This window comes from Yersinia intermedia (genome assembly GCF_900635455.1).
Taxonomy (GTDB): Bacteria; Pseudomonadota; Gammaproteobacteria; order Enterobacterales; family Enterobacteriaceae; genus Yersinia; species Yersinia intermedia.
Genome location: NZ_LR134116.1, coordinates 1553545 through 1579906 on the forward strand (window position 1 = coordinate 1553545; position 26362 = coordinate 1579906).

The following is a 26362-nucleotide window of genomic DNA, read 5'->3' on the forward strand; positions in this document are numbered from 1 at the left end:
TCCATGGAATTTGCATTTTATATTGCAGCATTGGTGGCAGTGGTGGCGACTATTCGCGTCATCACTCACACCAACCCGGTACATGCGCTGCTGTACTTGATTATCTCTTTGCTGGCTATCTCGGCGGTGTTCTTCTCGCTGGGTGCTTACTTCGCTGGTGCGCTGGAAATCATCGTTTACGCCGGTGCCATTATGGTGCTGTTCGTGTTCGTGGTGATGATGCTGAACTTGGGCAACGTCGAACAACAAGAGCGCGATTGGCTGAAACCGAGCCTGTGGATTGGCCCTGGCTTGTTAGCACTGGTACTGCTGTCGGTACTGATTTATGCCATCAGTTCAATTACTGATTCTGGTATTAGCGGTGAAATGGTCGATGCCAAAGCTGTCGGTATCAGCCTGTTTGGCCCTTATGTGCTGGCAGTTGAACTGGCGTCAATGTTGTTGCTGGCCGGTTTGGTGGTTGCCTTCCATATCGGGCGCGAACATAAACCGGGTGAAGTGATGGGCGCGAGCGACAGCGCGAAAAGAAAAACGGAGGAACAAGCATGATCCCTCTACAACATGGCCTGATTCTGGCGGCCATACTGTTTGTGCTAGGGCTAACGGGGTTGCTGATTCGTCGCAATCTGCTGTTTATGCTGATAAGCCTTGAAGTGATGATCAACGCAGCGGCGCTCGCCTTTGTTGTGGCGGGCAGTTATTGGGGTCAGGCTGACGGTCAGGTGATGTATATCCTGGCGATCACGCTGGCAGCAGCGGAGGCCAGTATTGGCTTGGCATTGCTGTTACAGCTCTATCGTCGCCGTCATACTCTGAATATCGATACAGTCAGTGAGATGCGCGGATGAACCTATTATATTTAACAATTCTGCTGCCACTGCTGGGCTTCTTGCTGTTGGCATTCTCCCGTGGGCGCTGGTCTGAAAATACCTCAGCCACGGTTGGGGTCGGATCGATTGGCTTGACGGCGTTGGTTACACTGTATGTTGCAGTGGACTTCCTCAGCCAAAAGGCTACTGGTGTCCAAGTCTTTAACCAGACGTTGTGGAACTGGATGTCGGTTGGCACCTTCAACATTCCGTTGACCCTAACACTGGATGGCTTGTCGCTGACCATGTTGTCGGTGGTCACCGGCGTGGGTTTCCTGATTCATATGTATGCCTCTTGGTATATGCGTGGAGAGGAGGGCTACTCTCGCTTCTTCGCCTACACCAACCTGTTTATCGCCAGTATGGTGGTTTTGGTGTTGGCAGATAACCTGATGCTGATGTATCTGGGTTGGGAAGGTGTGGGTCTGTGCAGTTACCTGCTGATTGGTTTCTACTACACTAATCCGGCCAACGGCGCGGCGGCGATGAAAGCCTTTATCGTGACCCGTGTTGGTGACGTATTCCTCGCTATTGCCTTGTTCATCCTTTACCAAGAACTGGGTACGCTGAATATTCGCGAACTGATGGTATTGGCACCGCAGAAACTGGAAATGGGCTCTACCGCCATTACCTGGGCGACGCTGATGCTGCTCGGTGGTGCGGTGGGTAAATCGGCGCAGTTGCCGTTACAAACCTGGTTAGCCGATGCAATGGCAGGCCCAACCCCGGTCTCCGCGCTTATCCATGCGGCAACCATGGTGACTGCGGGTGTGTACCTGATTGCGCGTACCCACGGCCTGTTCCTGATGGCACCTGAAGTGCTGCATTTGGTGGGGATTATCGGTGCGGTAACACTGGTGCTGGCAGGTTTTGCCGCGCTGGTGCAAACCGACATCAAGCGGGTGTTGGCGTATTCCACCATGAGCCAGATTGGCTACATGTTCCTGGCGCTGGGCGTTCAAGCGTGGGATGCGGCTATCTTCCACCTGATGACCCATGCCTTCTTTAAAGCGTTACTGTTCCTCTCTTCGGGTTCCGTAATTCTGGCCTGTCACCACGAGCAGAATATTTTCAAAATGGGCGGTCTGCGCAAGACAATCCCATTGGTTTATATCTGCTTCCTGGTGGGTGGTGCCGCATTGGCTGCATTGCCAGTGGTTACCGCAGGCTTCTACAGCAAAGACGAAATTCTGTGGGGCGCATTGGCCAGTGGCCATATCAATCTGATGGTCGCTGGGCTGGTTGGGGCATTCCTCACCGCGCTGTATACCTTCCGTATGATTTTCATTGTGTTCCACGGCGAGCCAAAAACTAAAGCGCATCCGGTTAAAGGGATCACTCACAGTCTGCCGCTGATTGTGTTACTGGTGCTGTCGACTTTCGTCGGCGCGCTGATAACACCACCGCTGGCGGGTGTGTTGCCAGAGCTTCACTTCGGTGAAGAGGGCAAAATGCCACTGGAAATCTTCTCCGGCGTGTTAGTGGTTATCGGGATTGCATTGGCTGCGGCACTCTATCTGGGCAAACGCCAACTGGTCAACAGCATCGCGCAAAGCGCGCCGGGCCGCTTCTTTACGGTCTGGTGGTTCCATGCGTGGGGCTTCGACTGGCTGTATCACAATGTGTTTGTCCGCCCGTACTTGTGGATTGCAAGGCTGTTGCAGAGTGATCCGCTGAACTCACTGATGAATACCCCGGCGATACTTTCGCGCTGGAGTAATCGCGGTTTGACGCTCAGTGAAAATGGACAGGTGCGTTGGTATGTCGCGTCTATGGGTTTGGGTGCAGTCGTCGTACTGGCTCTGTTGCTTTTCGTTTAATTAGGGACACAAAACGCCATGCTATTACCTTGGCTAATTCTTCTCCCCTTTATCGGCGGCCTGCTGTCTTGGCAGTGTGAGCGCTTCGGTACTAAAGTACCGCGTTGGATAGCGTTACTCGCGATGGGGCTGACATTGGTGCTCTCTCTGCTGTTGTGGGGGCAGGGCAACTATTCACTGGTTAACCCGGCGGGTATACCGCAGTGGCAATCAGAGTTCATCTTGCCGTGGATCCCACGGTTTGGTATTGAATTCCATCTGGCGCTGGATGGGTTATCACTGTTGATGGTGGTGCTAACCGGCCTGCTAGGTGTGCTGGCTATCCTCTGTTCGTGGCGTGAAATTCAGCGCAACCAGGGCTTCTTCTACCTGAATCTGTTGTGGATTCTGGGTGGGGTTATCGGCGTGTTCCTCGCCATCGACATGTTCCTGTTCTTCTTCTTCTGGGAAATGATGTTGGTGCCGATGTACTTCCTGATTGCCTTGTGGGGTCACAAAGCATCAGACGGTAAAACCCGTATCGCGGCGGCAACCAAGTTCTTCATCTATACCCAGGCCAGCGGCCTTATCATGCTGATTGCCATTTTGGGGCTGGTGTTTGTGCACTATAAAGCCACCGGTATCTGGACCTTCAACTACGAAGATTTGTTGAATACGCCGATGTCCCACAATGTGGAATATCTGCTGATGCTGGGCTTCTTTATCGCCTTTGCGGTAAAAATGCCGGTTGTGCCACTGCACGGTTGGTTGCCAGATGCACACAGTCAGGCGCCAACTGCTGGTTCTGTCGACCTGGCGGGGATTTTGCTGAAAACCGCAGCTTACGGTTTGCTGCGCTTTAGTCTGCCGCTGTTCCCGAACGCCTCCCATGAGTTTGCACCTATCGCCATGTGGTTGGGTGTTATCGGTATCTTCTACGGTGCGTGGATGGCCTTCTGCCAGACTGATATCAAACGCCTGATTGCTTATACCAGCGTGTCGCACATGGGCTTTGTATTGATTGCCATCTATACCGGCAGCCAATTGGCTTATCAAGGTGCGGTTATCCAGATGATTGCCCACGGCTTGTCTGCCGCCGGTATGTTCATCATCTGTGGCCAGTTGTATGAGCGCCTGCACACCCGTGACATGCGTCAGATGGGCGGCCTGTGGGGCCGAATCAAATACTTGCCTGCGCTATCGCTGTTCTTCGCGGTAGCCACACTGGGGATGCCGGGCACCGGTAACTTCGTCGGCGAGTTTATGATCCTGTTTGGCAGCTTCCAGGTGGTTCCGGTGATTACCGTGATCTCTACCTTTGGTCTGGTCTTTGCTTCGGTTTATTCGCTTATCATGATGCAGCGTGCTTATTACGGTGCGCCAAAATCACAAGAAGCGTTACCGGGCATGAGCGCAAGGGAACTGTCCATCATCCTGCTGTTAGTGGTGTTGCTAGTGTTGCTGGGGGTTTACCCGCAGCCAATTCTTGACACATCCCATGCTGCGATGAGTAATGTACAGCAGTGGTTCAATGCTTCATCTATTACAACTACAAGGCCGTAATTCGCCATGACAATAACTCCTCAACAACTGATCGCAATGCTACCGCTGTTGATCGTCGGATTGACGGTGGTGGTTGTGATGCTCTCCATTGCGTGGCGACGCGATCACTTTATTAACGCCACCCTGACGGTCATCGGGCTTAACCTTGCACTGCTGTCACTCTATTTTGTCGGGCAGGTCGGGCCGATGGATGTCACGCCGCTGATGCGGATTGACGGCTATGCGATGTTCTATACCGGGCTGGTGATTGTTGCCAGCCTGGCAACCAGCACCTTTGCTTATCCTTGGTTGAATGGCTATCCAGATAACCGCGAAGAGTTCTACCTATTGGTGCTGATTGCCACCATGGGCGGTATTCTGTTAGCCAGTGCCAACCATTTGGCGTCGCTGTTCTTGGGTATTGAGCTGATTTCCTTACCGCTGTTTGGCCTGATTGGCTATGCCTATCGCCAGAAGCGTTCACTGGAAGCCAGTATCAAATACATGCTGCTGTCTGCGGCGGCATCGTCATTCCTGCTGTTCGGGATGGCGCTGCTGTATGCTGAGTCTGGCAGTTTGTCTTTCGCCGGTCTGGGTAAGAGCCTAAGTGACTCCGCTATCCACCAGCCGTTGATTCTGGCTGGTATCGGGATGATGATTGTTGGTCTCGGCTTTAAGTTGTCGCTGGTGCCGTTCCAACTGTGGACGCCGGATGTGTATCAGGGTGCTCCCGCTCCGGTATCTACCTTCCTGGCGACTGCCAGTAAGATTGCCATCTTTGCGGTAGTCATGCGCTTGTTCCTGTATGCGCCGGCCGCCGACAGTGAGGCGGTGCGTTTGGTGCTTTCCTTGATTGCGGTGGCATCAATACTGTTCGGGAACTTAATGGCTATCAGCCAGACCAACATCAAGCGTCTGCTGGGTTACTCTTCTATCGCGCACCTTGGCTACTTGCTGATTGCGCTGGTGGCGGTGCAGACCCATCAGTTGGCACTGGAAACCGTCGGTGTTTATCTGGCCGGTTACCTGTTCAGCAGCTTGGGTGCGTTCGGTGTGGTTAGTTTGATGTCCAGCCCGTATAAAGGCCCGGATGCCGAATCGCTGTTCTCTTACCGTGGTCTGTTCTGGCATAAACCGATTCTGTCTGCGGTGATGACCGTAATGATGCTATCACTGGCCGGTATCCCAATGACGTTGGGCTTTATTGGTAAGTTCTTTGTGGTCGCAATGGGTGTCAGCGCCAACCTGTGGTGGTTGACGGGTGCGGTGGTCTTAGGCAGTGCCATTGGGTTGTACTATTACCTGCGTGTGACTGTCAGCCTGTACCTTAGCGCGCCGGAAACGTTGGTGCGTGACACGCCAAACAACTGGGCATTAACTGCTGGCGGTGTGGTCGTGCTGATTTCTGCGATTTTGGTGCTGTTCCTGGGTATTTACCCGCAGCCGTTGATCTCGCTGGTTCAGATGGCTCAGCCACTGATGTAATTGATTGTTAAGCCTGTTCCCAAACCCCCTGTTAGCCGAAACGCGCAGGGGGTTTTGTTTTTTTACCCTGTGCTGAAATTAATGTTATTTAAGGTGGGGGTGGGGTAAAACATGGAGCGGTGAACACATTTTTTTGAGATATCTTTATCAGTGATTATTTCACTCTATTCTTAAGGATATTTATGTTGTGCTGTATACCTTCGCTTCCATCAATTAATGATAATAACTCTTATACAAAATATGACTCTGTGGATGATTTTTTATCGCTATCAGATGAAATAGTTCCATCTGCCGGCTTTTTTAAAGATAAAGAAACAATCAACTTCTCGCTTGATAGGGCGAAGGGAGATGAAGAATTCAATATGGCGATGATAGAAAATGCATATTTAATTACAAATAAAAATGATACATATATGAGAAACCCTTATGTTGACTTAATCGACAAAGTTAACATTATTGCAATTAACTCTTTGAATATTTTGCAGAAAAAAATAGATAAAGGTAATGAGATTCATATTAAAGCTGGCGAATTGCTCAATAAAGTCATCATTAATCATTTCATTGGTACAGCATCTGACTTAAAAAAAGATGATATCAATATTGATAATTGGGTAAATAGAAACCCGCTAACTAAAGCGCTGAAGTTTTGTATTAAAGATAATCATGGGCAGCCTGATATTAATGCGGTTATCTCAGAGAGAGTCATTCAGTACTATCAATCTATAAACAGCGGAGCGTCTTTTTTAGATTGCGACCCTGAGGTACTTACTAATGCACTGCTTTTCAATATTTTTAATTTCCAAACACAAATAACACCATATGCTAATGAAAAGGGTTATTTTAGCGAATGGACAGCAAATGGTGATAAGCAAATTTTTAATAAACGCGCGTGTATCGCGCTTCCAAATTATGCATAGTGTTTATTATGTGACTTTAATCACATAATAAATGTAATGATAACAACAATATTTGTATTTTTGTGACAAAAATACGGAATATTGCTCATCAATTCAGGTAAACTGCTCGGCTTTCACTCAATCGATATTGGTTTGATACTTTCGCGCAGGTAACGCTGATGAACATTATTCTGATGATTGCCATTACCACCGGCATTCTCTCGGGGGTCTGGGGCTGGGTTGCGGTCAGTCTAGGGCTAATCAGTTGGGCTGGTTTCCTTGGCTGTACCGCCTATTTCGCTTGCCCACAAGGTGGTTTAAAAGGATTACTGATTACGCTGCTAACCTGCCTGAGCGGGGTGTTCTGGGCGATGATGATTATCCAGGGCAGTGCCTTACAACCTGAATGGACGATCCTTGGGTATGTTTTGACAGGGCTTGTGGCGTTTTTGATGTGCATCCAGGCCTGCCAGCAGTGGTTATCATTTGTTCCGGGTACTTTTATCGGCGCTTGCGCTACTTTTGCCGGTAATGGTAATTGGAAGTTGGTGGTTGCTTCATTGTTAGTCGGGGTGGTATTTGGCTACGCTATGAAGAACAGCGGGTTGTGGTTGGCGGCGCGGCGGAGTCAAGGGCGGCGTTCCTTAGGAGCGCCGGTTGATATTGATTAGGTGATCCGGTTCGGTTGATATAACTTTACGGCTGACTTAGCTTCGGGCATGTGAACCGCAGAGCGGATCAGGTTTCGAGGGATATTCGTTCAGATTATCGGTTCGGTTGATAGATACCGGATCAGGTTTCGGTTGATAGTCGTTCAGTTATCACCTTACCTCTGTCGCCTCAACCGAGCAGGAGGGCAAGCCGGCCCTCCTGCACCTGCGGCTTGCGCGAAATATTACTGCTATTCGCAGTGCCCTCCGGCAGTCGTTGACCTTATCGAGCCAGCGCGATTCGCTCCTGCTCAAGCGCGCTTTTCGCCGCCGTCCATGGCGGCTCACTCGGGCCATCGTCTTTGTCGGTAATATTCCTAATTGCGCTCAACGTCAAAATCAAAACCATTGTTTTTAGGTTTTTAGGTTTTTAGGTTTTGAAGTTTAAAAGCACATTTGAGCTGCCGAGTGAAGAGTGTAGCAAGGGAAATCCGCCATGGACGGCGGATTTAGGCATCACGCGGAGGGACCCGCGTAAAGCCGTCCCACCAGCGAAATGATGAGTGAGGGAACCCGCGAAGTGGGCAAGCGATACGTGCTCTAGCGCAGGGGTTCCAAGGGGGTTACGCGCTTGTAACCCCTTTGGCGGTTGAGCCAATGGAGGTAAAGTGAGCCGTGAAGTTATGACAACCGAATTGTTTCACTAGCCAATATCCCCCGAAACCTGATCCGGCCTCTATCAACCAAAATAATACCGAATCAGATAAGATGATTAGCCACTTTAACCACGATCTTACGAATCGGCGCAATGTCACCTAATGTCCCCATCGGGCGATGCAACTCGCCGGGGAACAGCAGGGCAATATCACCCGGTGCCAGTGTTAACAACGTTTCTGTGGTAATACCTTCAAACAAACCGTAATCCCGCTCGCTATCAAAATCCATCGTTGGGCGCTGGCGCTGAGCTGATGGTGAAGCGCCAATCACCTCGCTGCCTTCCAGCAGAATATGAATATCAATATAGTAACGGTGTAATTCAGGGGCTTGTTCATATAGTGGCTTGGTCGTGGCGATAATATGATTTAAGTAAATCTCACGCCCTTCAATTTCTTGCTCACCCGCTGGCAGGTTAACCAAATCCATTTTACAGATAGCCGTTAGTGCTCGGCGGATAACATCTGGATAGATCGGGTTATTCGCCGCGCTTTTCAGTTCATCAAGTATCATAACTCTTCCTATATGATTATGTGGCCCGCGCGTTTATGCACAATGACTCACGCTATTTTCATGTGCCAGCGCGACAATACAGTGTTTAACCACACCGGCGACGTCGGGCGAAATATCTATCTGAATAACATCCGGTTCACTGCTATCGGGTATTTCCAGGGTTGCAAATTGGCTTTGCAACAGGCTTTCGGGCATAAAATGCCCAGCGCGCTGCTGCATTCTGTGTAGCACCAAATCGTAATCACCGCTCAACCACAGAAAACGTATCCCTTGATTACCGGCCCGCAAACGATCGCGATACTGCTTTTTCAGCGCCGAACAGACTAAAAAACCAACTTCATTTTTCTGTTGCAGGCTATAGGCCACATCACTTAACCGTTCAAGCCACGGAGCGCGATCGCTATCATTAAGCGGCTGACCTGAGGCCATCTTTTGGATATTGGCACGCGGATGCAGGTCGTCACCATCAATAAACTTGGCGTTAAGTGCCTGTGCCAGTGCCTGACCAACACAGGATTTACCCGTGCCGGATACACCCATAACAATAATGCATTTACCAGACATAATGTTCCTCTGTTCCCGGTTAATTGAAGTATTAACCAACGTCATTGATGGGGCGAATAACGAAGGTCGCTAACCCCCAACAGTTTCAAGCGACGGTTAAACGGCAACTAACATTCCACCATCAACAAACAACAGATGACCATTAACAAAGTCTGACGCTTTGGAGGAGAGATAAACCGCAGCACCAATCAACTCTTCCGGGTCTCCCCAGCGAGCAGCCGGTGTCCGTTTACATAACCAATCAGTAAAGGCTTTATCATCTACCAGCGCTTTTGTCATATCCGTTTTGAAATAACCAGGTGCGATACCATTGACCTGGATATTATAGCGAGCCAGTTCAACGCACATACCGCGAGTTAGCATTTTTACTGCACCTTTAGAGGCGGCATAGGGGGTAATTGTGTCGCGGCCTAATTCACTTTGCATCGAGCAGATATTGATAATTTTGCCACGCTGACGTTTAACCATATAGCGGGATACGGCCTGTGAAACTAAAAATACTGATTTCTGGTTAACAGCAATGACGTCATCCCAATCTTTTTCTGGAAATTCAGTAAAAGCATGGCGGCGTTGAATGCCAGCATTATTAATTAAAATATCGATAGCGCCGATGCTACTTTCTATTTGTTCAATGGCTTCATTAACTGCATCGTGGTTGGTCACATTAAAGGCGGCGGCATGTGCAATAAAACCGCTAGCACGTAATTCCGCCACGGCTTTTTCCGCCCGATCTGCGGTAATATCATTAATAATTATTTCCGCACCAAATTCAGCCAAACCTTTTGCTAATAAAAATCCGATACCTTGTGCTGAACCGGTAATTAATACTTTACGGTTTTCTAACGAAAATAGATTCTTCATAATAATTCCTGATAGAAATGGCGCTTATTAAGCGACATTATAAAATAAATATTATTGAATAATGGCGGTGTGAAAACATGTGCATATCAAACCGTTTTCCGCTTGGGTAAACTGTGATGAAGATCACTTTAAATCATGTTACAACAAGCTGTTACCACATACGTGAGCGATATCCCCTTGATGAAGGGAAAATACCGTCGCTAGCTGGGGTTTTAGCTGTTTTATTGTAGGGTTTCAGATTAACCTATTGATAATAAATTAGATTAATAATATGCCACCTGGCTGTTATTGTATTTTAAAGCGGTAACATGCTTTTCATTACACAAGTTAACAGTGCATAATCACCTTACCCATTGCGCACTCTTGTTCCAGGTATTTGCCATGAAAAACCAGCGTGTTACGTTACAGGATATCGCGTTACTTGCGGGCGTGACCAAAATGACAGTCAGCCGCTACTTACGCACGCCGGAAAAAGTGGCTCCAGAGACGGCCGAGCGTATTGCTCAAGTGATGGCTGAGGTTAACTACGCACCTGATTCTGAAGGGGAAAATGGTCTTAATCAAAAGATCCCGCGTATTGGTATCTTGATTCCTTCCTTTAATAACCAGATTTTCTCTGACTTACTGGCGGGTATTGAATCGGTAACCGCTGCCAGCGGTTATCAAACGCTAGTGGTTAACTATAACTACGATAAAGAACGTGAGGAGGAGCAGATTGTTAATCTGTTGTCCTGTCAGATTTCCGGTCTGATACTCACCGACTCAGAACATACCTTACGTGCTGATAAGTATTTGAATGCAGCCGAAATTCCGGTTGCGCAAGTGATGGATTTAGAACCACAGTTCAACCGTATTACCGTTGGTTTTAATAATTATCAGGCCGCCTACGATATGACCAATACGTTACTGGCCAGTGGTAAGCAGAATATTGTCTATTTCGGCTCGATGTCTGATGTGCGAGATCGCAAGCGTTATCAGGGATATAGCCAGGCGATGGTGGATGCAGGCTTTACGCCATTGCATATCACTCCTAATAAAGTCTCTTCTGTCTCGATCGGGGCTGGGATGTTGGCGCTGGCACGACAAATGTATCCGCAGGTTGATGCTATTTTCTGTACTAATGATGATATGGCCGTCGGCGTGTTACAAGAATGCCTGAAAATAGGCATGGCGATACCGGCTGAAATGGCAATTTCGGGTTTCCATGGCTTAGATATCGGTCAGGCCACCACCCCGGTGCTGGCCAGTGTTACCACCCCACGGTTTGAAATGGGTAAAGTTGCAGCGGAAATTCTGATTAAGAAAATAAAGAAAATCCCTACAATTGAACAGGTTGACCTGCATTACCGCATTTCACTCGGTGGGACTATCTGATCTTCTTACCCTAGCTAGCAGCCATGGCTCTGGATGATGGCTGCGAATCACTTTGGTCAATGGCCACTAAATTATCCCCCGTCCGTCAATAACAAATAACACCAACCGATAACATTTTACGTAGTTAATTTTATAAGTTCTTAACCGGTATTTGTCTGGCTGAAACAATTCAGCTCTGGCAATGATAGGTCGATCACGTTACCGGTAACATGTTTTCTTAACATGATTTACAGTGACCTGAATCACAAAATAAAACATTGAAAACGGGTCTTATAACGACATTCGCTGAATGGCTAAATCATCCGATGATTACCTGTCGCCATTCTGGTTTTTTATAATTTATTGACATGACCAGGTATCCGTAATGAAAAACAGCAAACAAGCCGTATTAATCATCGCTCCGGTAATGGACTACTTAACTGATAAGTTGGAGCAAACCTTTACTGTGCATAAACTCTTCCAGGTTACTGATCATGCTGAGTTCTTTGCAAAACAGGGCCAGAATATTAAAGGCATCGTGACCCGTGGTGATATTGGTGTTAGCAACGAGGTGTTGGCACTGCTGCCTGAAGTGCAGATAATCTCAATCTTTGGCGTCGGTACCGATGCAGTGGATTTAGCAACCACCCACGAGCGCAATATTATTGTTACTACCACCCCCGGTGTACTGACTGACGATGTTGCTGATACCGCGCTGGGGCTAATCATTGCCACGTCTCGCCGCCTATGTTTGGCCGATAAATTCCTGCGTGCCGGGCAGTGGCCGCACAGCACTCTGCCATTATCATCTAAGGTTACCGGCAAGCGTTTGGGGGTTTTCGGTATGGGGCAGATTGGCCAAGCTATTGCTCGCCGGGCGGCGGGTTTTGATATGCAAATTGCCTATACCGACAAGGCGCACAACGAAACGCTACCCTACCAATATGTGCCTGATCTTATGAGTCTTGCCAGCCAAAGCGATATTCTGGTAGTCGCAATATCGGGAGGGAAAGACAGTGCCGGTTTGGTTAATAAAACCATTTTTGCTGCGATGCCTAATCATGCCATTTTGATCAATATTGCCCGTGGCAGTATGGTGAATCAGGATGATTTAATCCTTGCATTGCAGCAGCAGAATATTGGTGGTGCGGGTTTAGATGTTTTTGCCGATGAACCTAATGTGCCACAAGCCTTAATTGAAATGGACAACGTGGTCTTGCTGCCACACATTGCCAGTGCAACGACTGAAACCCGAATTCAAATGAGCGATATTGTCTTCTCAAATATATTAGCCCATTTTTCTGGTGAAAAAGCCCCTACGGCGATCACCTATAAATAATAGATAATTATTTTTAATTAAATATTGAAAATAGTCAGTGAATTCTAATTAACACCAGAGAATAAACTTCTGTTTATTTGCTTGCGGTATTCCCTACACCATTATTCATGGTGCGGGTAATACTCTGCTATTATCATGAGGCGTGTTTATATGGACAGTAAGATCCCTAATGCCCGTTGGTTTCGCGTTATTGTTCCAATAATGATTGCGTGTATTATTTCTTTTATGGACCGGGTAAATATTAGCTTTGCATTACCCGGTGGTATGGAAAGTGATCTGGCTATTACCAGTCAAATGGCTGGTTTAGCGGGCGGTATTTTCTTTATTGGTTATTTATTTCTACAAGTACCGGGTGGCCGTATTGCGGTTCATGGTAGTGGCAGAAAATTTATTGCTTACTCTCTTTGTGTTTGGGCAGTCGTCTCGATTCTGACCGGTTTTGTCACTAACCATTATCAACTGCTATTCCTGCGCTTTGTGCTTGGGGTGTCAGAGGGCGGCATGTTGCCAGTGGTGTTGACCATGGTCAGTAACTGGTTCCCGGAACGCGAAATCGGCCGGGCCAATGCTTTTGTCATGATGTTTGCCCCAATTGGCGGCATGTTCACCGCGCCGCTATCGGGTTTCATTATTAATGCTCTGGACTGGCGTTGGCTGTTCTTCCTCGAAGGTTCACTGTCAGCCGTGGTGCTGGTGATGTGGTGGTTTGTTATCAGTGACCGACCAGAGGAAGCTAAATGGTTGTCGGCAAGGGAGCGTGATTATCTGGTGACTGAGTTGGCGCGAGAAAGGGCAGAGCGGATGCTCGATGCTCCGGTGACCAATGCGCCATTAAAGGCGGTATTCCTGAATAAAGGGTTGATGAAACTGGTCGCACTGAACTTCTTTTATCAGACCGGCGATTATGGTTATACCTTATGGTTGCCGACCATCTTGAAAAACCTAACCGGCGGTAATATGGCTTCAGTCGGTATTCTGGCGATTTTACCCTTTATTGCCACCACTGCCGGTATCTACCTCATTTCTGCCTTGTCGGACAGAACGGGTAAACGCCGGCTGCTGATTATGGTTTCCCTGTTCTGCTTCGCCGCCGGCCTGGTGACGTCGGTGATTTTCCGCCACAACGTACTGGTATCTTACTTGGCACTGGTGGTGTGCGGTTTCTTCCTTAAAGCCGCAACCAGCCCATTTTGGTCAATTCCGGGCCGTATCGCGGTGCCGGAAGTGGCGGGTGGCGCACGCGGGGTGATCAATGGCTTAGGCAATCTGGGCGGTTTCTGTGGCCCGTATCTGGTGGGCGTAATGATTTTCTTCTATGGGCAGAGCGCGGCAGTTTGCATGCTGGCCGGCTCCCTGATTATTGCCGGATTGATAACCTTAACTCTGCCGAAAGAGTGTGATGTTGAGGTTAGTGCGGCGGGGAAGGGTATCGCTGACAAAGGTTTGGCTAAAGCTAAACGCGCTTAAGCTGTAGCGGGGTATCGGTTGGTAACCATTATGCCCCGCTATTTATCACCGGAGAATTTCATGAATCTACAACAGCAATTAACCCGCTGTCAGCAGCATCAACAACTACTGCAATTACCTCATTTCAATCATGAAACGGCCTGGCGGCTGGGTGAGAAAATAAAGTGTCAGGCTGAGCGGCAAGGCGTGGCTCTGGCTATCGATATCACGGTAAATCGCCAGACGCTGTTTAGTTATGCCATGCTGGGGACTAGCGCTGAAAATCATGACTGGTTGCGGCGTAAGCGCAATGTGGTGGAGCTACTTAATACCAGCTCTTATGCCGCTGGTTTGATGTTACAACAGCGTCAAACCACACTGGAAGCACGCTACGGTGTTAGTTTGCGGGATTATGCCGCCTTGGGCGGTGGCTTTCCGTTACAGGTTCAACAAGCTGGTGTGATTGGTAGTGTGAATGTGTCCGGCGCACCCCATCTGGACGATCACAATCTGTTGTTACAGGTATTGGCAGATTTTATCGGCCTGCCATTGGGCAGCATTGAAATTTTAGCACCCTTGAGTGAATAAGGAATGGCGATGAACGCGACTCTCATCCGAGTCACGCAACGTATTACTGCGCGATCCGTAGCTACCCGTACTGCTTATTTGCAACGTATCAGCGCGGCCAAAGAAAATACAGTGCGCCGTTCGCAACTGGCCTGTGGCAATTTGGCGCACGGTTTTGCGGCCTGCCAGCCGGACGACAAAATTGCGCTAAAGAACATGGTACGCAGCGATATCGCGATTATTACCTCCTATAACGACATGCTATCGGCACATCAGCCGTATGAATATTATCCGCAACAACTGAAAGATGCCTTGCATGCAGTGGGGGCGGTCGGGCAGGTGGCGGGAGGCGTTCCGGCGATGTGTGACGGGGTGACGCAAGGCCAGGATGGTATGGAACTGTCGCTGATGAGTCGCGATGTAATTGCGATGTCTGCGGCAATTGGCTTGTCACACAATATGTTTGATGGTGCACTCTATCTTGGCGTGTGCGACAAAATTGTGCCCGGTTTGTTGATGGCAGCGTTGTCATTCGGTCATTTGCCAGCGGTTTTTGTTCCTGCCGGGCCGATGGCGAGCGGCCTGTCTAATAAAGAAAAAGTGCGGGTGCGCCAGTTGTTTGCGGAGGGCAAAGTCGATAGACAGGCTTTGTTGGATGCAGAGGCTGCCTCCTACCACAGTGCCGGTACCTGTACTTTTTATGGCACCGCCAACTCCAACCAGATGGTGATGGAGGTGATGGGGTTACATTTGCCCGGTTCCTCCTTTATCCAGCCTAATACGCCGCTACGTGATGCGCTCACCGCCGCCGCCGCCCGCCAGATCACCCGCCTGACAGAAACCAGCGGTAACTATTTACCCATTGGTCAGTTGGTGGATGAAAAGGTGGTGGTTAACGGTATTGTGGCGCTACTGGCTACTGGCGGCTCGACTAATCACACCATGCATTTAGTGGCGATGGCGCGTGCGGCGGGGATCATCATCGATTGGGATGATTTTTCTGAATTATCGGAAGTGATACCACAGTTATGTCGCATTTATCCTAATGGCCCGGCAGATATCAATTACTTTCAGGCGGCCGGTGGCGTAGCGCTGTTGGTAAAAGAGCTGTTGCAGGGCGGTTTGCTCCATGAAGATGTCCATACCGTGGCCGGATTTGGCTTGCAGCGCTATACCCAAGAGCCTTATCTGGAACAGGGGCAATTATGTTGGCGTGACGGGGCGCAGCAATCGCTGGATGATACTGTTATCGCCAGTATGGCGATGCCTTTCTCACCACACGGTGGCACCAAAGTCTTAAGTGGCAACTTGGGGCGGGCAGTGATGAAAACCTCGGCGGTGCCAAGTGATCATCAGATTATTGAAGGCCCCGCCGTGGTGTTTGAAAGCCAGCACGATGTCGGCCCCGCGTTTGAATCTGGCGCACTGGACCGCGATTGCGTAGTGGTGGTGCGTTATCAGGGGCCGCGAGCTATTGGGATGCCAGAATTGCATAAACTGATGCCACCATTAGGTGTGTTACTGGACCGTGGCTTTAAGGTGGCACTGGTCACCGATGGCCGTTTGTCCGGCGCGTCAGGCAAAGTGCCCTCAGCCATCCATGTGACACCCGAAGCGTATTGTGGCGGTTTGCTGGCGAAAATCCGTAATGGCGATCGGGTGCGTGTTGATGGTGTCACCGGCGAGCTTTCGCTGCTGGTGGATGCGGCTGAACTGGCTGCCCGCCATACCGACTTGCCAGATATCGCGGCCTTCCACGTAGGCAGTGGCCGTGAATTGTTTGGTGCATTGCGCGAACAACTTTCCGGTGCTGAGCAAGGGGCTTGTTGTATCCGTTTTTAGTCATAAAACCGGGGAAGGGGCGTCAGTAACCCTTTTCCCCTCATATTATTTACCATACGGATTAATCCTGAAAACTCCATTTCCGCCTTGAATCAATATTGCACCGGCTATTTTCGGCTATTCTTATGAGATGCCCTTTTTTCACTCATGGAGAACGCATATGAACCGAGATAAAGAACAGCAAACCTCGCTGGATGACGATCTGACTATGCTGACTGATACGCTGGAAGAAGTGTTGCGCGCCTCGGGCGATGCGGCTGATGAAAGCTATCAAGAGATTAAAGCACGGGCGGAAAAAGCACTAAAGGAGGTTCAGAACCGTTTGAATGGCCGCAGTGAATGCTACATCAAACGGGCGAAAGCACTGGCATGTTGCACTAATGATTATGTGCGTGAAAAACCCTGGTGCAGCGTGGGGATAGGGGCAACTGCGGGTTTGATCGTGGGGTTATTGATCGCTCGTCGCTGAATGATTGGCGGCTGATCACTGAAACCATAATCAGGGGCTGCGGCCCCTTTACTCTTCAATTGCACCGTGCTGGGTGCCAGATAACACTTATTGAGTACATAAAACCATCAATATCAAATATTAGTGTGATAACTAACAATAACTTTTGAATCTGACTTTTCTTATTATTCACGGCCCGTATAATCCCACTCTTTCTGTTGATTTGCCGAGGTGGTCGTGAAACAACTTTCTGGTTTGCTGGGTGAATTGCGGCAGAAATTACGTGCCGGTTTCCCTGACCAGGCAGGTATCCGGCAAATTATCGTGCCCGTATCGGGGCGTATCGGTAGCCAATTATTAGAGTGGCTGGCCGCCCAATGTCATTTCCCTCAATTTTACTGGCTCCATCGCGAAGGCCATGAAGAGGTCGCAGCATGCGGTCAAACACGGCTCTTCAATGATATGCAAGCGGCTGATCATTTTATTCAGCAGCATCGGGATGCGAGCGGATTACGTATTTGGGGCTTGAATGCCTTTGAACCGGTGATCGTTAACCAACACGCTGCTGATGGCGCGCCACAGGCGCAGGCCAGTTTCCTGTTTTTGCCCCGCATTGAAATATTACGTCGGGGCGAGCAAACCTATTTAACACTCAATCTGGCCAGTGACTTCTCCCTACAGCAAGATGCTCTGCTCGCAATTACCTTTATTGACCAACTGGTGGCCGCCAAATCGTTGCCTGCACTTGATGCTCAGGTACAACATGCCCAGCATATGCCGGAATATCCGCAGTGGAGCCACCTGATTCAGCACGCGTTGGATGAGATAGCGCAACAGAAGATGGAAAAAGTGGTACTGGCACGCGCCACCCAACTGACGCTGGATAAGCCTCTCTCCTGCGCGGCATTTATGGCTGCCAGCCGGCAGGTTAATCACCATTGTTTCCACTTTATGCTGCGTTTTGATGCACGACGTTCATTCCTCGGCTCCAGCCCAGAGCGCCTGTATCTACGCCAGCAATTGCATTTAGAGACCGAGGCGTTGGCCGGAACGGTATCCAGTGCAGACAGCCCCCAGCAGGCGGCGGAACTGGCCGATTGGCTGATGCATGATGAAAAGAATCAGCGTGAAAATTTATTGGTGGTCGATGATATCTGCCAGCGATTACAGGGCGGGGTGGCCGCAGTGGATGTGATGCCACCGGAAATCATCCGCTTGCGTAAAGTGCAGCACTTGCGCCGCTGCATTCATGCCCAACTTACCCGCGCCAGCGATACTGATTGTTTGCAGCGTTTGCAACCGACAGCGGCTGTTGCCGGTCTGCCCCGCAATGTGGCGCGGCAGTTTATTGCACGGTACGAACCTTTTCCCAGAGGCTGGTATGCCGGTTCTGCCGGTTATCTTTCGGCAAAACAGACTGAATTTAGTGTCGCCCTGCGCTCCGCTTGGGTTGAAGATCAACAGGTCCATCTGTATGCCGGAGCCGGTATTGTGGCAGGCTCTGACCCGGAACAGGAATGGCAAGAAATTAACAACAAATCGGCCGGATTACGCACTTTGCTGGGAAGTCAGTAATAGGATAATAAAATGCCGTAATTAACCGCACTCGTTATGTGGGCGGATTGTGACACCTGAGCGGCAGGTGTAAACTGTGATCACTTTCCTTACTTATAACCATTAATCAGTCACTCCGGGCTTTTTTAACAGGATGAAGCACTATCCTCATGTTGATTATCGCGGTCGCAGTGTCTGTTAATTGACTATTGAGCGAACCATGTCGACAAGTGTTTTTAACCGTCGCTGGGCGGCGTTGTTACTGGAAGCCTTGACCCGCCACGGTGTGCGTCATATCTGTATTGCTCCCGGATCCCGCTCGACTCCGTTAACACTGGCGGCGGCGGCGCATCCCTCGTTGGTTTGTCATACCCATTTTGATGAACGCGGTCTGGGCCATTTGGCATTAGGCTTGGCGAAAGCCTCCACCGAGCCAGTGGCCGTCATTGTCACTTCCGGTACTGCCGCCGCCAATCTCTATCCTGCTTTGATTGAAGCCGGGCTGACCGGTGAGCGGCTGGTGTTATTGACCGCTGATCGTCCACCAGAATTGATTGATTGCGGTGCCAACCAGGCTATTCGCCAACAAGGGCTGTTTGCCAGCCACCCTACACTAAGCCTCAATCTGCCGCGTCCGACACCTGATATTTCTGCCAGTTGGCTGGTTTCCACACTCGATAATGCGATGGCGCAATTACAGCAGGGTGGCTTGCACATTAACTGCCCGTTTGCCGAACCTTTGTATGGTGGTGATGAGCACGCCTATGCCGAATGGTCTGCCACCTTAGGCGACTGGTGGCAGGAGTGCCATCCGTGGCTGCGTCAATCCTTATCTGTGCCACAAGGCCAGCAAGCGGACTGGTTTTTCTGGCGACAAAAGCGTGGAGTGGTGATTGCCGGGCGCATGACGGCACAAGAGGGGCAGCTACTGGCTGAATGGGCTGATTTGCTCGGTTGGCCGCTGATAGGTGATGTGTTGTCACAAACCGGTCAGCCGCTACCTTGCGCTGACTTATGGCTCGAGCATCCCACCGCTAAAACTATTCTCTCGCAGGCACAGATTGTGCTGCAATTTGGTAGCAGCCTGACCGGTAAACGGCTGTTGCAATGGCAGGCTGGGTGCCAACCGCAAGAGTACTGGTTGGTCGATAACTTGCCCGGTCGCCTCGATCCGGCGAATCATCGTGGCCGCAGAATCATTTCACCGGTGAATGTATGGCTGGAGGAACATCCAGCACAGCGCCGCACGCCGTGGGCCGGGGAACTGACCATCTGCTCGGAGAATGCTCAAGCCCATGTGGCTGAAGCCTTGAATGAGCAATTTAGCGAAGCCGCAGTCGCGCATCAACTGGCAGAATTATTACCGGATAATGGTCAGTTGTTTGTCGGTAACAGTTTAATTGTGCGCTTGATTGATGCATTGGGCCAACTGCCTGCTGGTTATCCGGTTTACAGTAACCGTGGGGCCAGTGGCATCGATGGTTTATTGTCAACGGCAGCCGGTGTTCAGCGCGCAACGGCTAAACCCACGTTGGTTATCGTGGGTGATTTATCGGCCTTATATGATCTTAATGCTCTGGCGTTGTTGCGCCAAAGCTCGGCACCTACGGTGTTGCTGGTGGTGAACAATAATGGCGGGCAGATTTTCTCGCTGTTACCCACCCCAGAAGCCGATCGACAGCGCTTTTACTGCATGCCGCAAGATGTGAGTTTTGAACATGCTGCGGCGATGTTCAGTCTGCATTATGCCCGGCCAGATAGCTGGCTCCAGCTTCAGCACCAAGTAGAGCAATGCTGGTTACAGGGTGGCGTTACACTGATTGAAATCGTGGTGCCGCCAAGTCAGGGGGCAGAAACACTGCAACAACTGGTGCAACAGGTGGCGCAATTATGACGCTGGCTTGCCGTAAACTCGATCCTCACCCGGAGTCTCCCGCCCGGCATCATTGTGGGCCATGGTTAGTATGGTTACATGGTTTGTTAGGCAGCGGTCTGGATTGGCTGCCGGTTGCTGAGTTATGTGGCGATTATCCCTCACTGCTGATAGACCTGCCTGGGCACGGTAAATCGGTCGCCCAGACTACCCGTGGTTTTGCGGATATCAGCCGTCAGTTAGTACAAACGTTACAGGCTAACGGTATTCGCGAATATTGGCTGGCAGGCTACTCTTTAGGGGGGCGAATTGCGATGTATCACGCCTGCTATGGTAGTCATCATGGCTTGCAGGGCTTATTGGTCGAAGGGGGTAACCTTGGGCTGGAAAGCGCTGAGTTGCGTGAAAAACGGTTGCAGCATGACCGCCTGTGGGGGCAGCGTTTTCGCCAAGAGCCGTTGCCTCAGGTGCTGGCCGACTGGTATCAACAGGATGTATTTGCTGATTTAGACACACAACAGCGCGAGAAACTGGTGTTACTGCGGGCGGATAATCATGGCCCGGCGGTTGCTGATATGCTCGAAGCAACGTCACTCGGCCATCAACCCTGGCTGCTACCGGCGTTGCAACGGCTTACTGTCCCTTACACTTATCTGTGTGGCGATCGCGACCATAAATTCCAGCAATTGGCTGCTCAATTCTCGCTGCCATTACGCACACTGGCGCGTGCCGGACACAATGCCCATCGGGCGAATCCCGGTGCTTTTGCCGCGCAGGTGCTTTCATTTTTATCACAGTCTTCATTTTTGTCACTCCCCCGTTAAAGGAATGCTTACTATGCTTTATCCGAGCGAAGAACAACTGTACGCCGCTATCGACTGGCAGGATTGCTCTACTGGATTTGAAGATATTCGTTATCACAAATCCAGCGATGGTATCGCCAAGATAACCATCAACCGCCCCCATGTGCGTAACGCATTCCGCCCGCTAACGGTTAAAGAGATGATTCAGGCGCTGGCTGATGCTCGCTATGACGACAATATCGGCGTGATCATTTTGACCGGTGAAGGTGACAAAGCGTTCTGCTCCGGTGGTGATCAGAAAGTTCGTGGTGACTACGGCGGCTATAAAGATACCAGTGGTGTCCATCATCTGAACGTGTTGGATTTCCAGCGCCAGATCCGCACCTGCCCGAAACCGGTCGTGGCAATGGTTGCCGGTTATTCTATTGGTGGTGGTCATGTATTACACATGATGTGTGACTTAACCGTCGCCGCCGATAACGCTATTTTCGGTCAGACCGGGCCAAAAGTCGGTTCATTCGACGGCGGTTGGGGGGCAGCCTATATGGCGCGCATTGTCGGTCAGAAAAAAGCGCGCGAAATCTGGTTCCTGTGCCGCCAATATGATGCTAAACAAGCCTTGGATATGGGGCTGGTGAATACCGTGGTACCTATCGCTGAACTGGAACGAGAAACCGTGCGTTGGTGTCGTGAAATGCTGCAAAACAGCCCAATGGCGCTGCGCTGCCTGAAAGCCGCCCTGAATGCTGATTGTGACGGTCAGGCGGGTCTGCAAGAGTTGGCGGGTAACGCCACAATGTTGTTCTATATGACCGACGAAGGCCAGGAAGGGCGTAACGCATTTAATGAAAAACGCCAGCCGGACTTCAGCAAATTCAAGCGTAATCCGTAATGCGCGCGGCCACGCTATACCACTATAGCCTTCCGATGGAAGCGGGAGTGATACTGCGCCACCAGCGGCTGAAAAGCCGCGATGGGCTACTGGTTAAATTGCAGCAGGGCGAACAGATTGGTTGGGGGGAAATTGCCCCCTTGCCGGAGTTCAGTCAGGAAACGCTGCCTGAAGCACAGCTTGTGGCGCAACATTGGCTGCAAAACTGGGTGAATGGGGCAGAACCTGAACTTGATGCTTTGCCATCAGTCGCTTTTGGCCTCAGTTGTGCGCTGGCGGAGCTGAATCAAACGCTGCCATTAGCGGCAAATTACCGCAAAGCACCATTGTGCACCGGTGATCCCGATGAACTATTTGCCGTGCTACAGGCGCTCCCTGGGGAAAAGGTCGCCAAGGTGAAAGTTGGGCTGTATGAAGCGGTGCGTGACGGCATGATTGTTAATGTGCTGCTGGAGGCTTTGCCGGACTTAACGCTACGGCTGGATGCCAATCGTAGTTGGACGCGGGCGAAAGCTGATGGGTTTGCGAAATATGTCAATCCTGAACTGCGCACACGCATTGCATTTTTGGAAGAACCGTGTAAAACCCGCGCCGAATCCCGTGAGTTTGCCCGTGACACGGGGATTGCTATCGCTTGGGATGAGAGTGTACGCGAGGCTGATTTTAAGGTTGAAGCCGAACCCGGTGTGGTGGCGATTGTTATCAAACCGACGCTGGTGGGCAGCATCAGCCGCTGTCAGCAACTGGTGCAGCAAGCGCATCAGGCGGGGTTGGTAGCGGTAATCAGTTCCAGCATTGAATCCAGTCTTGGCTTAACCCAACTGGCCCGGCTGGCTGATTGGCTGACACCGGATACCGTGCCGGGGTTGGATACGCTGAGCCTGATGCAGGCGCAGTTAGTCCGTCCGTGGCCGGAGAGTACCTTGCCTATGGTGACAACCGAACAGTTGGACGTGCTATGGCACAGTTGAATGATTGGCCCTGGCAATATTCTTCTCCCTGGACTTACTCTTCTCCTTGGAAATACTGGGCCAATCTGCGACCTCAGGCGATCGCCATACGCTCGGGGTCACAACTGATCAGTTGGCAACAATTAGCGGCTGATATCGATAGCCTGGCAGCGGGGTTTCAACAGCAAGGTGTCGCCCCCGGTAGTGGTGTGGTACTGCGCGGTAAGAACAGTCACACATTGTTGATGGCCTATCTGGCGGCATTGCAGTGTGGCGCGCGCGTTTTGCCGCTCAATCCACAGCTACCTGATGCGTTGCTGGCACAACTCCTGCCACAGTTGGATATTGATTTTGTGCTGAACCTGGCAGCCCCGCTGGCAGCGTCTCTCTGCTTCACGCCGCTGCGACTTGATACAGATAGTGCCGTTATGACACCGGTTGTCTGGGATAGTTTACGTCTGGCGACGATGACATTAACGTCTGGTTCTTCCGGTTTACCCAAAGCCGCAGTGCATTCGCTGGCGGCGCATTTGGTCAGTGCCGATGGCATATTAAAGCTGATGAGTTTCACCTCGGCGGATAGCTGGTTGCTGTCATTACCGCTATTTCATGTATCGGGGCAGGGTATTGTCTGGCGCTGGCTGAGTGCCGGGGCCACCTTGGTGGTGCAAGAGGGGGGGGCATTACACGATGCCCTGGCCGGATGTAGCCACGCTTCTTTAGTTCCCACTCAGTTATGGCGGTTACTGGCAACAGATGACTCGGTGTTAACACTGAAAGAGGTGTTACTGGGCGGAGCAGCCATCCCAACCACCCTGACACAACATGCCGAAGCCCGTGGCATTCGCTGCTGGTGTGGTTATGGTTTGACCGAAGCCGCTTCAACCGTTTGTGCCAAACGAGCCGATGGCTTGCCCGGCGTGGGGGTAGCGCTAGCGGGGCGAGAGGTGAAACTGGTTGAAGATGAAGTATGGATAAAAGCAGATTGCCTGGCGGCGGGTTACTGGCAGCAGGGAAAGTTGCAGCCCATAACCGACAGTGAAGGGTGGTTTCATACCCGTGATCGCGGGATGTGGCAGCAAGGTGAGCTGCATATTATCGGGCGGCTGGATAATCTGTTTTTCAGTGGTGGTGAGGGTATTCAACCGGAGGATATTGAGCGGGTTTTGTTACAGTATCCGGGGATACAGCAAGCTTTTGTTGTGCCGCAAGTTGATGCTGAATTCGGTCACCGGCCAGTAGCGGTGATAGATGTTGCCGATGAGGTGGATGAGGCGAGTTTATCGGATTGGCTGATACCACAATTGGCGGTCTTCCAGCGACCAATTGCTTTTTACCGCTTACCGGCGGCGCTTAAGCAGGGGGGGATTAAGGTATCCCGACAGGCGGTTATTGATTTTGTGGCTAAGTTGATTTGATTTGGTGACAGGGTTCGGTTGTTAAAGCACCAGGTAAACAGCTATCGTCTTTATCGGTAATACTCCTGATTGCGCTCAACGTCAAAAGAGAGAATCAAAACCCAGTCTTTAGGGTCTTGATCTTAAAAAGCACATTTGAGCCGGGGGTACCTGCGAAGCAGGCAAGCGATACGTGCGCAAGCGCAGGGTTCCAAGGGGGACACGCGTTTGTGCCCCCCTTGGCGGTTAAGGCGACGGAGGTAAGTTAATCACTGAACTGATATCAACCGGACCCGAACACGAACACCTAATCGGTTACAACAATAATACTAATTTAACCCCAGCGCCTTTTTAACCCCATTACCGTAATCTGGGTGAACTTGGGTAAACAACGCAACCTGTCGGCGCTGAATCTCTTCCGGTACTTGTGATAATTCACCCGCAATGCGGGTAAACATCCGCTGATGCTCCTCTTCACTCAGTAGGTTAAACAGCGCCCGTGGCTGGGAGAAATAATCATCATCCTCACGGTGATTCCAGTGATCCGCCGCGCCTTCCAGTGTTAATGGCGGTTCGCTGAAATCAGGTTGCTCCTGAAACAGGCCAAAACTGTTTGGCTCGTAAGTTGCGCCATTGCCACTGTTACCATCAACACGCATTGCGCCATCGCGATGGTAGTTATGGAACGGGCATTTAGCACTGTTCACTGGAATTTGATGATGGTTCACACCTAAACGATAGCGTGCAGCGTCGCCATAGGAGAACAGCCGGCCTTGTAACATCCGGTCCGGTGAGAAACTCACCCCCGGCACCACGTTAGCCGGATTAAATGCCGCTTGCTCAACTTCGGCAAAGTAGTTTTCCGGGTTACGGTTTAGCTCGAAGAAACCAACATCAATCAATGGGTAATCACCGTGTGGCCACACTTTGGTCAGATCAAACGGGTTATAAGGCGTTTGTGATGCTTCATGTTCCGGCATCACCTGAATTTGTAGATTCCAGCGCGGGAAGTCTTTGCGCTCAATGGCGTCATACAAATCACGTTGGGAGCTTTCCCGATCAGTTCCAACCAATTTTTCAGCTTCATCATCCATAAGATTTTCAATGCCTTGCTGGCAGCGGAAATGGAATTTCACCCAAAAACGCTCATTATTGGCATTGATAAAACTGAAGGTATGGCTGCCGAACCCATGCATATGGCGATAAGATTTTGGCAGACCACGGTCACTGAAATCGATAGTTAACTGATGCAGAGACTCTGGGAGTTGGGAGAAGAAATCCCACTTATAAGTAGGATTACGCAGGTTAGTGCGAGGGTCGCGTTTAACAACGTGATTCAGGTCAGGGAATTTTAGTGGGTCACGTAGATAGAACACCGGCGTATCGTTACCCACTAAATCCCAGTTCCCTTCCTCGGTGTAATATTTCATGGCGAAGCCGCGAATATCACGTTCGGCATCGGCAGCACCACGCTCACCGGCCACCGTTGAGAAGCGGACAAACATTTCGGTTTGTTTGCCTATTGCGGCGAAAATTTTTGCGCGAGTATATCGGGTAATATCGTGGGTGACAGTAAAGGTACCGTAGGCACCGGAGCCTTTAGCATGCATGCGGCGTTCTGGGATCACTTCACGATCAAAATGGGCCAGTTTTTCCAAGAACCACACATCTTGTAATAGCATTGGGCCACGTCGGCCCGCAGTGACGACATTATTATTATCAACGACGGGTGCGCCCGCAGCAGTAGTTAATCCTTTCTTTTTGCTCATCATTTTCTCCAGTATGGCTGTTGAATTGATTGCTTTTTAGGGTGTTTACAGTATTACATTGTGCCAAAAGCCTGATTGACAAAATAATAATTTAAACAACAACAAGGGGTTATTCCTTGATCTCCACATTAGTTGTAGTCTTATTGGGTGTATTCAGCAAATAGGTACGCCTTATCGTTACCATTGTTAACATAAGGCCTGGCTATAGGGCGGTTATTTACAATCATTTGAAATAC

Annotated in this window: 23 protein-coding genes; 19 read left to right on the forward strand and 4 right to left on the reverse strand. The window is 50.3% G+C overall.

Translation table 11 applies throughout. The features are described 5' to 3' along the window. Positions 1–3: 3 nt before the first annotated feature. The 7 genes from nuoJ to EL015_RS07235 all read left to right on the forward strand — a co-directional run bounded on the left by nuoJ (position 4) and on the right by EL015_RS07235 (position 7262). Entirely contained in the window at positions 4–549 is a 546-nt protein-coding gene (gene nuoJ / locus EL015_RS07205; protein ID WP_005191302.1) for an NADH-quinone oxidoreductase subunit J, read from the forward strand. Then, positions 546–848, forward strand: a complete 303-nt coding sequence (gene nuoK / locus EL015_RS07210) for an NADH-quinone oxidoreductase subunit NuoK (protein WP_032815102.1) — start codon at positions 546–548, stop codon at positions 846–848. The genes nuoJ and nuoK overlap by 4 nt, the downstream gene beginning before the upstream one ends. Next, positions 845–2689, forward strand: a complete 1845-nt coding sequence (gene nuoL / locus EL015_RS07215; protein WP_032907635.1) for an NADH-quinone oxidoreductase subunit L — start codon at positions 845–847, stop codon at positions 2687–2689. The genes nuoK and nuoL overlap by 4 nt, the downstream gene beginning before the upstream one ends. An 18-nt stretch (positions 2690–2707) precedes the next feature. Further along, on the forward strand, positions 2708–4231 hold the full coding sequence (gene nuoM, locus EL015_RS07220) for an NADH-quinone oxidoreductase subunit M (RefSeq protein ID WP_005191297.1): 1524 nt from the start codon (positions 2708–2710) through the stop codon (positions 4229–4231). Between the two features lie 6 nt (positions 4232–4237). Beyond that, positions 4238–5695 (forward strand): NADH-quinone oxidoreductase subunit NuoN, encoded by a 1458-nt coding sequence (gene nuoN, locus EL015_RS07225; RefSeq protein WP_005191294.1) that lies wholly within the window; start codon positions 4238–4240, stop codon positions 5693–5695. A gap of 248 nt (positions 5696–5943) precedes the next feature. Beyond that, on the forward strand, positions 5944–6612 hold the full coding sequence (locus EL015_RS07230) for a hypothetical protein (RefSeq protein WP_005191291.1): 669 nt from the start codon (positions 5944–5946) through the stop codon (positions 6610–6612). A 158-nt stretch (positions 6613–6770) separates the two neighbouring features. Next, positions 6771–7262 (forward strand): DUF1097 domain-containing protein, encoded by a 492-nt coding sequence (locus EL015_RS07235; protein ID WP_005191289.1) that lies wholly within the window; start codon positions 6771–6773, stop codon positions 7260–7262. A 738-nt stretch (positions 7263–8000) separates the two neighbouring features. Here the strand turns inward: EL015_RS07235 and EL015_RS07240 are convergent. The 3 genes from EL015_RS07240 to idnO all read right to left on the reverse strand — a co-directional run bounded on the left by EL015_RS07240 (position 8001) and on the right by idnO (position 9893). After that, complete coding sequence (locus EL015_RS07240; protein ID WP_005191283.1) at positions 8001–8468, reverse strand: NanQ anomerase/TabA/YiaL family protein; 468 nt, start codon at positions 8466–8468, stop codon at positions 8001–8003. Between the two features lie 33 nt (positions 8469–8501). Next, positions 8502–9032 carry a gluconokinase gene (locus tag EL015_RS07245; protein WP_032907632.1) on the reverse strand — a complete coding sequence of 177 codons (531 nt, stop codon included), beginning with the start codon at positions 9030–9032 and terminating at the stop codon, positions 8502–8504. A gap of 96 nt (positions 9033–9128) precedes the next feature. Next, on the reverse strand, positions 9129–9893 hold the full coding sequence (gene idnO, locus EL015_RS07250) for a gluconate 5-dehydrogenase (protein WP_005191276.1): 765 nt from the start codon (positions 9891–9893) through the stop codon (positions 9129–9131). 381 nt (positions 9894–10274) lie between these two features. On the opposite strand from idnO, the gene EL015_RS07255 reads away from it, so the two are divergent. The 12 genes from EL015_RS07255 to menE all read left to right on the forward strand — a co-directional run bounded on the left by EL015_RS07255 (position 10275) and on the right by menE (position 24378). Beyond that, the gene (locus EL015_RS07255; RefSeq protein WP_032907629.1) at positions 10275–11267 is read left to right on the forward strand and encodes a substrate-binding domain-containing protein; all 993 of its coding nucleotides are present in this window, start codon (positions 10275–10277) and stop codon (positions 11265–11267) included. A gap of 364 nt (positions 11268–11631) precedes the next feature. After that, a complete protein-coding gene (locus EL015_RS07260) occupies positions 11632–12585 on the forward strand; it encodes a 2-hydroxyacid dehydrogenase (RefSeq protein ID WP_005191272.1) in 954 nt (317 codons plus the stop codon). Between the two features lie 150 nt (positions 12586–12735). Further along, positions 12736–14052 carry an MFS transporter gene (locus EL015_RS07265; protein ID WP_005191269.1) on the forward strand — a complete coding sequence of 439 codons (1317 nt, stop codon included), beginning with the start codon at positions 12736–12738 and terminating at the stop codon, positions 14050–14052. Between the two features lie 60 nt (positions 14053–14112). After that, the gene (locus tag EL015_RS07270; RefSeq protein ID WP_032907627.1) at positions 14113–14619 is read left to right on the forward strand and encodes a heme-degrading domain-containing protein; all 507 of its coding nucleotides are present in this window, start codon (positions 14113–14115) and stop codon (positions 14617–14619) included. A 9-nt stretch (positions 14620–14628) separates the two neighbouring features. Next, positions 14629–16440: a phosphogluconate dehydratase gene (gene edd, locus EL015_RS07275; RefSeq protein ID WP_032907626.1), complete on the forward strand. Its 1812-nt coding sequence runs from the start codon at positions 14629–14631 to the stop codon at positions 16438–16440. Between the two features lie 160 nt (positions 16441–16600). Continuing rightward, on the forward strand, positions 16601–16909 hold the full coding sequence (locus EL015_RS07280) for an ElaB/YgaM/YqjD family protein (protein ID WP_005191261.1): 309 nt from the start codon (positions 16601–16603) through the stop codon (positions 16907–16909). Between the two features lie 216 nt (positions 16910–17125). Next, a complete protein-coding gene (gene menF, locus EL015_RS07285) occupies positions 17126–18463 on the forward strand; it encodes an isochorismate synthase MenF (protein ID WP_005191256.1) in 1338 nt (445 codons plus the stop codon). 199 nt (positions 18464–18662) lie between these two features. Then, positions 18663–20336, forward strand: coding sequence for a 2-succinyl-5-enolpyruvyl-6-hydroxy-3-cyclohexene-1-carboxylic-acid synthase (menD, locus tag EL015_RS07290; RefSeq protein ID WP_032907624.1), 1674 nt, complete (start codon positions 18663–18665; stop codon positions 20334–20336). Continuing rightward, positions 20330–21139 carry a 2-succinyl-6-hydroxy-2,4-cyclohexadiene-1-carboxylate synthase gene (menH, locus tag EL015_RS07295; protein WP_086018964.1) on the forward strand — a complete coding sequence of 270 codons (810 nt, stop codon included), beginning with the start codon at positions 20330–20332 and terminating at the stop codon, positions 21137–21139. Before menD ends, menH begins: the two co-directional genes overlap by 7 nt. A 13-nt stretch (positions 21140–21152) precedes the next feature. After that, positions 21153–22010 (forward strand): 1,4-dihydroxy-2-naphthoyl-CoA synthase, encoded by an 858-nt coding sequence (gene menB / locus EL015_RS07300; protein ID WP_005191245.1) that lies wholly within the window; start codon positions 21153–21155, stop codon positions 22008–22010. Beyond that, complete coding sequence (menC, locus tag EL015_RS07305; protein ID WP_032907620.1) at positions 22010–22981, forward strand: o-succinylbenzoate synthase; 972 nt, start codon at positions 22010–22012, stop codon at positions 22979–22981. Before menB ends, menC begins: the two co-directional genes overlap by 1 nt. Further along, on the forward strand, positions 22969–24378 hold the full coding sequence (gene menE, locus EL015_RS07310; RefSeq protein WP_032907619.1) for an o-succinylbenzoate--CoA ligase: 1410 nt from the start codon (positions 22969–22971) through the stop codon (positions 24376–24378). The genes menC and menE overlap by 13 nt, the downstream gene beginning before the upstream one ends. Before the next feature lie 308 nt (positions 24379–24686). Here the strand turns inward: menE and EL015_RS07315 are convergent, their stop codons facing one another. Then, positions 24687–26126 carry a catalase gene (locus tag EL015_RS07315; protein ID WP_170930834.1) on the reverse strand — a complete coding sequence of 480 codons (1440 nt, stop codon included), beginning with the start codon at positions 26124–26126 and terminating at the stop codon, positions 24687–24689. Between the last annotated feature and the right edge of the window lie 236 nt (positions 26127–26362).